Raw genomic sequence first — 11,085 nt, 5'->3', positions numbered from 1 at the left:
TCCTACTCCCCTTCAGGGGCCGGGGGCTATTACCATTTCAATTTATTCAACACATTCGTATCTATCGAACTGGTGTTACGGTAGATCATCACTATAATGGCCAAGCCAATAGCTACTTCGGCAGCAGCCAGGGCCATAATAAAGAATACAAACACTTGTCCGCTGGCATCGCCGCGATAAACCGAGAATACGGCCAGCAGCAGGTTCACCGCGTTCAGCATCAGCTCAACCGACATGAATATCACAATGGCGTTACGACGTATCAATACCCCAATAACCCCTATCGAAAACAAAATGCAGCTTAACATGATGTAGTGGTTAAGCGGCACTACTCTAACGGTATTAAAAAAACTTTCCATCAGGTTGCTTTTCTCTTTTAGCCAGCAAAACCGCGCCTACCATAGCCGATAACAGCAGGATGGACGAAATTTCAAACGGCAATAAAAATTCGGTGAATAATACTTTACCCAGGTTTTTAACCAGGCCCAGTCCGGGGTTACTTAGCACTACCGGGTTTGATGCGGACGCCAATTTTAACGACCCGAACAACGTAGCCAGTAAACAGCAGCCACCGATTACGCCGGCGAACTTTACAATATTACTTTTAGCCGGTTCTGCATCAACGTTCAGGTTCAGCAACATTAGCACAAACAGGAACAGCACCATTATGGCACCCATATAAACTATAAAATTTACAATAGCCAAAAACTGCGCGTTCAGTAAAATATAATGGATGGTAATGGTGAAAAACGTAAGGATAAGGTACAGTACGCTATGTACCGGGTTTTTTGCAGAAATAACCAGCACTGCAAACAGTATGGATAAAAATGCGATGAAGTAAAATATACTCATATGTTGTTTACTATATCACCTTAACCTTCGTAATAGCGGGGCAAAGGTATAAAACTTCTCTATTGATTTAAGGGTGCCTCTACTAATTTGTCTTTACCGTAAATAAAGTCTTTCCGCAGCATATCCGATGGTACAATATCGCCATCAAGATAAATCGCTTCTTTGGGGCAAGCCTCCTCGCACAGGCCGCAAAAAATGCAGCGCAGCATATTTATTTCGTATACGGCAGCGTATTTTTCTTCGCGATATAAATGCTCCTCACCTTTCTGGCGTTCGGCGGCTGTCATGGTAATAGCTTCAGCCGGGCATGATAAGGCGCACAAACCGCAAGCTGTACAACGCTCGGCACCGTTCTCATCGCGCTTAAGCGAGTGCATGCCCCTGAAGTTTTCAGAGAACTCACGTTTTTGCTCGGGATAACTAATAGTTACCGGCTTTTTGAAAAAGTGCTTTATGGTGATAGCCATACCTTTGGCAATAGCCGGCAGGTACGAACGCTCGGCCAGCGTCAATGGCTTAAAATCTAAAACTTTCCGTTTATTACTTAGTGGTTCCATCTCAATTTCTTACTTAAAAAATTTATCGTGAACAGTGATCCAGGCACCGGTAAGTACAATGTTGGTGATAGCCAGCGGTATTAATATTTTCCAGCCAAGGTCCATCAACTGGTCGTAACGGAAACGCGGGATGGTCCAGCGTACCCACATAAAGAAGAAAATGAACAGGACAATTTTAGCAAACAATACAGCAGTGCCAATTAGCGGGACGATAACAGGGGCAGCATGAGGCATCCACACAGCCATGTGCCCGGCCATCCAGCTCATACCAGGATAATTGTAACCCCCAAAGTATAAAGTAGCCATCACTGCAGATGAAATGAACATGTTGATGTATTCAGCAAACAGGTAGAAGCCGAGTTTCATTGATGAATATTCGGTATGATAACCACCTACCAGTTCGGTTTCGCACTCAGGTAAATCAAACGGTGAACGATTGGTCTCCGCGAAAGCGCATACTAAAAACAACAGGAAACCGAGCGGCTGATAAAGCACATTCCAATGCCAGCTGTGCTGCTGTTCGGCAATTTCTTTAAGGCTTAAAGTGCCAGTTACCATCAGCAAAGCGATGATAGATAAGCCCATTGAAATTTCGTAGCTGATATTTTGCGATGCCGCGCGGATAGCCCCTAACAGTGAATATTTATTGTTTGATGCCCAGCCACCTATCATAATACCATACACTCCCAGCGATACTACACCAAAAATGTACAGGATACCTACATTGATGTCGGTCACCTGCAAATCGATAATAGTATTACCCGCTACAATTTTTTGTCCCCAAGGTATCACCGCCGAGCCTATACAGGCCGTCATGATAGCCAGCGCTGGGCCAACTATAAACAGCAGGCCACTTGCCCTTGTGGGGATGATCTCTTCTTTCATAAACATCTTGCCACCATCGGCCAGGGGTTGTAAAATACCCCATTTACCGGCGCGGTTAGGGCCTACCCTATCCTGCAAAAACGCGGCAACTTTACGCTCGGCATAGGTGCTGTACATGGCCATTACCAAACTAATGGCGAAAATAATAACTACTAACCCTGCCTTAATTCCTATTTGTGCTAATTCCATTATAAGCGTGTGTCTCGTTCAAATTGTTCCTTGTTAGCTCCCTGCAGCAGCGGGTTGGTTTTTACTACCGGCAGTGGTTTCAGCGTATCATAATGGTTTGCGCTGATCACCGATTTGTGCGATACCTTACGCGGGCCTTCAATTACCCAATCGCTGGTTTTCTTTTTATCAAAGCGGCAGGTATTGCATATAAATTCCTCAACCTCGCCATATTCATCTTTGCGGGCGGTAACACGTAGCACCTCTTCGCCTTTATACCACAGGGTTACTTTACCGTTACATTTTTCGTGATCGCAATCGCGGTGGGCCTCTACAGGTTTAGTAAACCAAACCCGGTTTTTAAAGCGGAAAGTCCTGTCGGTTAACGCACCTACCGGGCAAACATCAATTACGTTTCCTGAGAAATCGTTATCAACCGCTTTGCTGATGTAGGTAGATATTTCAGAGTGGTCGCCACGGTTTAATATACCGTGCAGGCGGGTATTGGTGATCTGATCGGCCGTGAAAACACAACGGTAGCACAGGATGCAACGTGTCATATGCAGCTGTATCTTATCGCCAATGTCAATTTTTTCAAATGTACGGCGGTCAAATTCGTAACGGGTTTTAGCCGCGCCGTGTTCATAACCTAAGTTTTGCAGGTCGCACTCACCAGCCTGGTCGCAAATCGGGCAATCCAGCGGGTGGTTAATTAACAGCATTTCCACTACGCCCTTACGCGCTTCAATAACTTCGGGCGATGTGATATTTTTCACTTCCATACCGTCCATCACCGTGGTTCGGCACGATGCTACCAGCTTAGGCATCGGGCGCGGGTCTTTTTCTGAACCTTTGCTTACCTGCACCAAACAAGTACGGCATTTACCGCCGCTGCCTTCCAGTTTAGAGTAATAGCACATAGCAGGCGGAACAATATCGCCCCCAATCAGCCTCGCGGCGTTCAGAATGCTTGTCCCGGGCTCTACTTCAATGGCTATCCCGTCTATAGTAACTTTATGTTTATCTGACATTTTATGTTCGTCAAAATTCTTTTTCTCTCTTTATATTTTCACCATGTCATTGCGAGCGTAGCGTGGCAATCGCACACAAGCATAGTGGCCTTGTATAGTTCGCGATTGCTTCGTTCCTCGCAATAACAAACCGGCTTCAGCCTTACGCTACCTTCTCTTCAGGCTTCGGCAACGGATCCGCGTAATGAGCTAAGCCAAAATTATGTGTCGTTGCTTCATGAGCATGGCTCACATGCCATTCAAATTCATCCCTGAAATGGCGGATAGCACTGGCTACCGGCCATGCAGCCGCGTCGCCCAGCGGACAAATGGTATTCCCTTCTATCTTTTTAGATACATCGACCAGCAAATCCATATCGCTCATTTTGCCATGACCATATTCCAGGCGGTGCAAAACTTTCTCCATCCAGCCGGTACCCTCGCGGCAAGGCGAGCATTGGCCACAGCTTTCATGGTGATAAAAGCGGGTGAAGTTCCAGGTGTTGCGTACAATACACTGGTCTTCGTCGTAAGCGATAAAACCACCCGAACCCATCATAGTACCGCTAACAAAGCCACCATCGGCTAAACTTTCATAGCTCATCAGGCGGGCTTCGCCGTTAGCTGTTTTCATAAACAGGTTAGCGGGAAGGATTGGTACCGATGAACCACCGGCTACTACCGCCTTCAGGCGTTTGCCGTTAGCTATACCGCCGCAATATTCGTCGCTATATAAAAATTCTTCTACAGGCAGGCCTAAATCAATTTCGTAAACACCCGGCTTGCGTACATTCCCGCCAGCAGATATCAGCTTAGTACCTGTACTTCTGCCAATGCCTATTTTAGCATATTCTTCAGCTCCATCGTTTATAATAGGCACCACAGCAGCAATTGATTCTACGTTGTTTACCACAGTAGGGCAGCCATACAAACCCGCAATAGCCGGGAATGGCGGTTTAATACGCGGGTTGCCACGCTTGCCTTCCAGTGATTCCAGCAGGGCGGTTTCTTCGCCGCAAATGTAGGCGCCCCCACCGGGCTGTACGTACAGTTCCAGGTCGTAACCGGTGCCTAATATATTTTTGCCCAAAAATCCGGCTGCTTTGGCTTCGGCGATAGCTTTTTCCAAAATGCGGATCTGCGGCATCATTTCGCCACGAACGTATATATATGATGTTTTTGCACCCAGGGCAAAACTGCCTACTATCATCCCCTCAATTAACAGGTGAGGGATGTAGGTCATCAGGTAGCGGTCTTTAAAAGTGCCGGGTTCAGATTCATCGGCGTTGCAAACCAGGTAACGTGGTACACCTTCCGGTTTAGCCAGGAAACCCCATTTCATACCGGTTGGGAAACCCGCGCCACCACGGCCACGCAAGCCTGATTTTTTCACTTCTTCCACCACTTCTTCAGGTGTCAAAGTTTTCAGGGCTTTTTCTACCGAGCGGTAACCACCTTTTTGACGGTAAACATCAAAAGTATTAATGCCGGGTACGTTAATATGTTCTAATAATAATTTGCGTCCCATCTTAGTTGCTCGCTTTAGCTTTCAGATCACCAATCAGTTTATCAACCGATTCGGGGGTCAGGTTTTCGTAAAAAGTATATTCAGGGCCAATTTGCAGCACCGGGCCAAAGCCACAGGCAGCAAGGCATTCTACACCGCGCCAGCTAAATAAACCGTCGGGGGTAATTTCACCTTCTTTAACGCCCAGTTTATTTTCAATGTAATCCATTATTTTGCCGGCGCCAACAATTTCGCAAGGGCCGGTGCGGCAAACTTCAAGTACATATTTGCCTTGCGGGCGCATAAAGTACATAGTATAAAAAGTAGCTACCTCGTAAACCTCAATTGGTAAAATGTTAAGGTATTCGGCTACTTTATCCATGGCAGGTACGCTTAACCAGCCGTATTCAGCCTGTACCAGGTGCAGTATAGGCAATAAGCCCGATTTTTGACGGCCTTCCGGATACCTGCTTACGATATCAGCAAACTGGGCAATTAACTCAGTGCTAAAGTTAACAGGCGTTTGTTCAGTATCTTCAACTCTAAGCATCTAACTCTCCGGCTATAATGTTTAAACTACTCATGTTAATAATCGCATCAGATAACAGCATGCCGCGGCTCATTGGCGCGTACATCTGGTAATTAATGAAACTTGGCCTGCGAAAATGCAAACGGTATGGCGAACGGCCGCCATCGTTAACCAAATAAAAACCTAATTCGCCGTTAGCGCCTTCAACCGAATGGTAAACTTCGCCAACAGGGGTTTCTACCTCGCCCATCACTATTTTGAAGTGGTAGATCAAGGCTTCCATATTATTATAAACTTCTTCTTTCGGAGGCAGGTAATAAGCAGGGACATCGGCGTGGAAGATAGTTGGGTTTTCCTTCTCGATCAGCTTCAAGCACTGATCTATCATGCGCATACTCTGCTTCATTTCTTCGTTACGTACCAAAAAACGATCATAAACATCGCCACTGGTACCTACGGGTACTTCAAAATCCAAATCCTGATACGATGAATAAGGGTTCATGGCCCTCACGTCATAATCTACACCTGCGGCACGCAATAAAGGACCAGTCCAGCTATAGTTTAAAGCCGCTTCGGGGGTAACGGCAGCCACACCTTTAGTACGATCAATAAATATGCGGTTACGGTTGAACAAATTTTCAAACTCGGCTAAACCTTTAGGAAAATCTTCCAGGAACTTACGCACCTTGCGGAAAAATATATCGTTGAAATTGCGCTCGAATCCGCCTATACGGCCTACGTTAGTAGTTAAGCGCGATCCGCAAATTTCCTCATATATTTCGTAAATGTGCTCACGGAATTCCATCATGTAAAGGAAACCTGTGAAAGCGCCGGTATCAACACCCAATACACCGTTACATACAATATGGTCGGCAATACGCGCCAGCTCCATTACAATAATGCGCAGGTATTCTACACGCTTTGGCAATTGTATGTTCAGCAGTTTTTCTACCGTCATATGCCAGCCCATGTTGTTGATTGGCGACGAGCAGTAGTTCAACCTGTCCGTTAGCGGGGTAATTTGGTAAAACGGGCGGTGTTCGGCAATTTTTTCAAATGCCCGGTGTATATACCCTATGGTGGATACGCCGCTTACAATACGCTCGCCATCCAGTTGCAATACGTTTTGAAAAACGCCGTGCGTAGCCGGGTGCGTAGGCCCTAAATTAAGGGTAGATAGTTCGCTTTGCGGATCGTTATCTGTTAATACAGGATGGTTATCCATTTCTTATCTTCCGAAAAAGTAATCTTTTTTATCAACACGGTTAGGGTCTTCCAGCGGATATTCTCTGCGCATCGGGAAAACCGTCATGTCGTCAACATTTAATATTCTTCTTAAATCGGGATGGCCAGTAAAGTCTACTCCAAAAAAGTCGTAAGTCTCACGTTCCATCCAGTTAGCGCCATCCCATAAAACGGTGGCGGTAGGTATATGTACATCGCCATCTGCCAAAAATACTTTTATCCTGATGCGGATATTGTTTTGCAGACTATGCAGATGATAGATCACCCCGGTTTGTTTTTCCAGTTCAGGGTAGTGTATAGCGGTGATATCAGTCAAAAAGCCAAACTTAAGCGTGGCGTCTTCTTTCAAAAAGGTCAACAGGTCGATGATCTGCTCGCGGCCGGTTTGTATGGTCAGTAAACCATAGGGTTCGCCTTCAGTTAGTACGGTATCACCAAATTTAGCGGCAATCAGCCCAATAATTTCTTCGTTAGTTATAGTGCTCATTATTATTGGATCCCGTATGATGCTAATAGTTTTTGATATTCCGGTGTATCGCGGCGGCGGCGCTCTTCTGTTTGCACCAGTTTTTGTATTTGCATAAAGCCATCAATAATAGCTTCGGGGCGTGGCGGACAGCCGGGTACATAAACATCAACCGGGATCACCTCATCTATGCCTTGTAAAACAGAATAAGTATCGAATATACCACCGCTTGATGCACAGGCACCCACAGCCATTACCCAACGTGGTTCGGCCATTTGCAGATAAACCTGGCGTAAAACCGGGCCCATTTTTTTTGATATAGTGCCCATTACCATCAACAAATCGGCCTGGCGCGGCGAAAAGCTTAAACGCTCGGCACCGAAACGGGAAAGGTCATAGTGCGATGCCATGGTTGCCATAAACTCGATACCACAGCATGAGGTAGCAAATGGCAATGGCCATAATGAATATGAACGCGCTAAACCCACGGCTTCATCAAGCTTAGTAGCAAAAAAGCCCTGACCTTCAACACCCGCAGGCGCGTTAACAATTTGAATATCACTCATCACTTAAACAAATAAGTAAAGCCTGCCAGCAAAAAAACTGACGGGCAAATTTACAATAATTAAACGTTGTTAAAAGTACACTATGATAAGGGGAACATATTTAGAATCAATCTAATTAATCCCAATCCAGGGCCTTCTTTTTCAGGATATAAATGAAGCCCAGCAGTAGTGTAGCCATAAAAATAAACATCTCTACCAACCCTTCTACACCCATTTCCCTAAAGTTTACAGCCCATGGATACATAAATATTACTTCCACATCAAACAGCACAAATAATATAGCTACCAAAAAATATTTGATAGATATTGGTGTACGCGCGTTACCTACCACCTCTACACCCGATTCAAACGGGGTAAGTTTATCTTTAGTCTTTCTTTTAGGACCAAGATAGTGTGTGGCAAACATGGTACCTACGGCAAAGCCAACCGCTACCAGCATTTGTATAACAATAGGCAAATAATTAATTGCCGAACTTTGTGCTTCCATGGGCGCAAATATAGTAATGTACCGCTTATAAAAAAAGCTCTCCAGCATAGTACCGGAGAGCTTTCTGTATGATATTGAAATTTATACCTTATTTAGCCGATTTAGCTCCCGGCTTGCGGCTGAAGTAGGCCACAACCGCAGCATTTGTAGGGTCGTACTCTTTAGCTTTAGTATAGGCTTCCAATGTTTTAGCCTCATCTTTATCTTTATATTCATAAATACGCGCTAAGTACACATAAGCAGCAGCTAAATCAGCTTTATCAGCTGTAGTTAAAGTTGGTTTAGCTGTTACTAAGGCGATATATTGTTCGTAATATGGTTTTGCTAAACCTTTAATATTATTACGGTCCGCATCCCTTAAGTCGGCAATGTAAGCCCGGTACTGCACGGCTGAAGCATTTGGTTTGCCTAATTTTTGGTTCACGTAGCTATAACCAGAGTCTGCTTTAGTTAATAGGGTGCTGTCTGGTTTAGTACCGGGCGCAGGATATAGGAAGCCATAATAATAACCGTTGGCTTGGTAAAAGTGATCTAATACCCCGCCTTTATGCGATTTGTCGAAATACTCCTGGTAATCGTTAGCTGCAGCTAAATACTTCTTTTTAGCATAATCGCTTTTTGCAATCTCTAAAAACACATCGGCTTTTGTAGTATCTAATGAATACGCTTTGCGCAGGTTAGCAATACCGGTTGAATCTCCTGAAGCTAATTGCAAACGGCCCAATACCAGGTAATCTGTAGGATAAATACGATTAGGCCCTGCCTGGCTTAACCATTTGTTTATTGCAGATAAACCTGCTGCATAATCCTTATTCTCCAAAGCTGAATAGGCCAAATAACGGTAAACACGCAGATTGGTGTTGGCATATTTAGATAACGCGGCTGTTGTTTCCTGTAAAGTTTTAAAATCGCCGGCATTATAAAGGAAGTCGGCATAACGCAATTGTGATTCAAGCGACATATCTGTCAGGCTTAAATATTTGCGGTAGTGTTCAACAGCTTCTTTTACTTTTTCTGAAGCTACTTTCATATCGTTTTTAGACTGACGCAGATCGGTTTCAGCCCATTCGCGGTAAGCCGGGCCAAAGTTAGGGTCTATAGCCAAAGCAGCTTTAAACTCGTTCGCGGCCGATTCCCAGTTATTCGCTAATCTCCAAAGCACACCTTCTTTTACGTGTGCAGTCAGCGATTTTGGATCAGCACCCAATGCATCTGAATAGTTTCTATATGCATCGTTACTTTTCAGTTGTGAAATATATGCATCACCCAGGGCTACCATTAGTTCGGCGTCTTTAACTTTTGGGTTAACAACTTTACCTTTTTCCAATACTGCAATAGCGGCATCAGCATCGGCCTGGGTTACAACTGTTGCCGGCGGAACTGGTAATAAATAACTCTCGCCTACATACCGATATGGTTTAGTATCCTTACCTGCCAGTATTAAAGCCTGGTTAAAGTTTGATGTTGCACCTGCTTTGTCTTTTTCTAAACGGGCAACCGCACCTAAGCCAGCATAATTTAAAGCTGATTTGGGATTTGCTGCAATGCCTTTATTAAAAGCAGTTTTTGCAGAATCTGTGTAATCCTGCTTTATATATACCCAACCCAGATAAAAAAAGTTTTCATCATTGGTTGGTTGTGTTACAGTCAGGTTTTTAAGCATTGTTTTAGCTTTCTGATATTGTTCGGCGTCAATAGCTTTTTTGGCGTCGGCTAGACTTTGCGCAAAAACTGACGAACCTATAAATACCAGTGCCGTAATCGACATCGCTACTCTTTTAATCATTTTCATGGCTCTAATTTATAGTTTTAGTTTGTTGTTTACTGTTGTACAATGTTAACTTCCCTACCGGGCATAATCTCAGGCAATAAGCCCGATTTCAATATGATCCTTTGCCCCCTGTCACTCAATATAAAGGAAGCAAACCCCGATCCTAAACCCTGCCTGCCCGAGCAATTGATAATATACAAATTGCGTGCAAGCGGATATTGTTTTAGAGCAAAGGTTTCCTGTGATGGTTTAGTAAAGCCAATGTCATCTTTGCGGCGATCATCCTTCACACCAACAATCTTCACTTTACTAACGGCATCTGCGTAATCCTTATCGGGATCGTTTAGCCAGGCAAATCCAGTTATCCCTATAGATTGCGGGTGCTGGCTTACATAACGTATAACCTCTTTATTAGATTTTAACGCATATATATTTTTGCTGGTCAGGTCTTTAATACCGGTTAAATCCTTTAAATACCGTACCAAACTTGAATTTGGGTTATCAAAAACGATGTTTTTATCTGTTTTTATTTCCCCGTTCAGCATATCTTTAATCTGCGATACAGTTATCGTTGTATCGGCAGATGTATTGTTCACAATTAATGTTACCGCGTCGGTAGCAAACTTATTCACTTCGGCGGGTAAACCGCGATCAGCCATCGCTTTGGCTTCGGCTGGCTTAAGGTCGCGTGTCATGATAGCGAAGTTAAGGCTATCGTTTAACAGCAAATTAAGCAGATCATTTTCGGTTTTGTAAATGAGGTGAGGTTTGGCTTTATCGTATGATGCGGTAAAAACATAAGCCTCTTCATCAACTATGGGTGAGCACGATTCATCTATCAGAAAGTCGGCTTTGCCCGCCATAAAGGTATCGGCATTAACCTTTCCCTTCTTGGGTTTGCAGGCATATAAACCTGCGACAAGCGCTAACCCGCACCCAACAAATAAAAAACTCTTTTTAGCGCTCATTATTATCTTCTTTCCTAAATATGATCCGTGAGCTGCGTAGTATACCATATATAATACACAATACACCGAACCCT

At 44.3% G+C, this 11,085-nt stretch carries 13 protein-coding genes; all 13 read right to left on the bottom strand.

The annotated features are described in order from the left end of the window. Positions 1–29: 29 nt before the first annotated feature. The 13 genes from nuoK to IRJ18_RS02235 all read right to left on the bottom strand — a co-directional run bounded on the left by nuoK (position 30) and on the right by IRJ18_RS02235 (position 11,011). Positions 30–359, bottom strand: a complete 330-nt coding sequence (gene nuoK, locus IRJ18_RS02295; RefSeq protein ID WP_194104582.1) for an NADH-quinone oxidoreductase subunit NuoK — start codon at positions 357–359, stop codon at positions 30–32. After that, positions 343–852, bottom strand: coding sequence for an NADH-quinone oxidoreductase subunit J family protein (locus IRJ18_RS02290; protein ID WP_194104581.1), 510 nt, complete (start codon positions 850–852; stop codon positions 343–345). Before IRJ18_RS02290 ends, nuoK begins: the two co-directional genes overlap by 17 nt. Before the next feature lie 59 nt (positions 853–911). After that, positions 912–1,409, bottom strand: coding sequence for a NuoI/complex I 23 kDa subunit family protein (locus IRJ18_RS02285; RefSeq protein ID WP_194104580.1), 498 nt, complete (start codon positions 1,407–1,409; stop codon positions 912–914). 9 nt (positions 1,410–1,418) lie between these two features. Further along, positions 1,419–2,483: an NADH-quinone oxidoreductase subunit NuoH gene (gene nuoH / locus IRJ18_RS02280; RefSeq protein WP_194104579.1), complete on the bottom strand. Its 1,065-nt coding sequence runs from the start codon at positions 2,481–2,483 to the stop codon at positions 1,419–1,421. Next, complete coding sequence (locus tag IRJ18_RS02275) at positions 2,483–3,493, bottom strand: 2Fe-2S iron-sulfur cluster-binding protein (RefSeq protein ID WP_194104578.1); 1,011 nt, start codon at positions 3,491–3,493, stop codon at positions 2,483–2,485. The genes nuoH and IRJ18_RS02275 overlap by 1 nt, the downstream gene beginning before the upstream one ends. 142 nt (positions 3,494–3,635) lie before the next feature. Beyond that, a complete protein-coding gene (gene nuoF, locus IRJ18_RS02270; RefSeq protein WP_194104577.1) occupies positions 3,636–5,000 on the bottom strand; it encodes an NADH-quinone oxidoreductase subunit NuoF in 1,365 nt (454 codons plus the stop codon). A gap of 1 nt (position 5,001) precedes the next feature. Beyond that, positions 5,002–5,529, bottom strand: coding sequence for an NADH-quinone oxidoreductase subunit NuoE family protein (locus IRJ18_RS02265; RefSeq protein WP_194104576.1), 528 nt, complete (start codon positions 5,527–5,529; stop codon positions 5,002–5,004). Next, complete coding sequence (locus IRJ18_RS02260; protein ID WP_194104575.1) at positions 5,522–6,733, bottom strand: NADH-quinone oxidoreductase subunit D; 1,212 nt, start codon at positions 6,731–6,733, stop codon at positions 5,522–5,524. Before IRJ18_RS02260 ends, IRJ18_RS02265 begins: the two co-directional genes overlap by 8 nt. A gap of 3 nt (positions 6,734–6,736) precedes the next feature. Next, complete coding sequence (locus IRJ18_RS02255; RefSeq protein WP_194104574.1) at positions 6,737–7,240, bottom strand: NADH-quinone oxidoreductase subunit C; 504 nt, start codon at positions 7,238–7,240, stop codon at positions 6,737–6,739. Positions 7,241–7,242: 2 nt separating this feature from the next. Further along, positions 7,243–7,785 carry an NADH-quinone oxidoreductase subunit B gene (locus IRJ18_RS02250; protein ID WP_173413312.1) on the bottom strand — a complete coding sequence of 181 codons (543 nt, stop codon included), beginning with the start codon at positions 7,783–7,785 and terminating at the stop codon, positions 7,243–7,245. A gap of 115 nt (positions 7,786–7,900) precedes the next feature. Further along, complete coding sequence (locus tag IRJ18_RS02245; protein ID WP_194104573.1) at positions 7,901–8,272, bottom strand: NADH-quinone oxidoreductase subunit A; 372 nt, start codon at positions 8,270–8,272, stop codon at positions 7,901–7,903. 88 nt (positions 8,273–8,360) lie between these two features. Beyond that, positions 8,361–10,064, bottom strand: coding sequence for a tetratricopeptide repeat protein (locus IRJ18_RS02240; RefSeq protein ID WP_194104572.1), 1,704 nt, complete (start codon positions 10,062–10,064; stop codon positions 8,361–8,363). A gap of 29 nt (positions 10,065–10,093) precedes the next feature. Continuing rightward, a complete protein-coding gene (locus IRJ18_RS02235) occupies positions 10,094–11,011 on the bottom strand; it encodes a PstS family phosphate ABC transporter substrate-binding protein (RefSeq protein WP_194104571.1) in 918 nt (305 codons plus the stop codon). Between the last annotated feature and the right edge of the window lie 74 nt (positions 11,012–11,085).

The organism is Mucilaginibacter boryungensis (genome assembly GCF_015221995.1).
Taxonomy (GTDB): domain Bacteria; phylum Bacteroidota; class Bacteroidia; order Sphingobacteriales; family Sphingobacteriaceae; genus Mucilaginibacter; species Mucilaginibacter boryungensis.
Note: the sequence above shows the minus strand (reverse complement) of the source record. Positions and strands in the feature narration are given on the sequence as shown.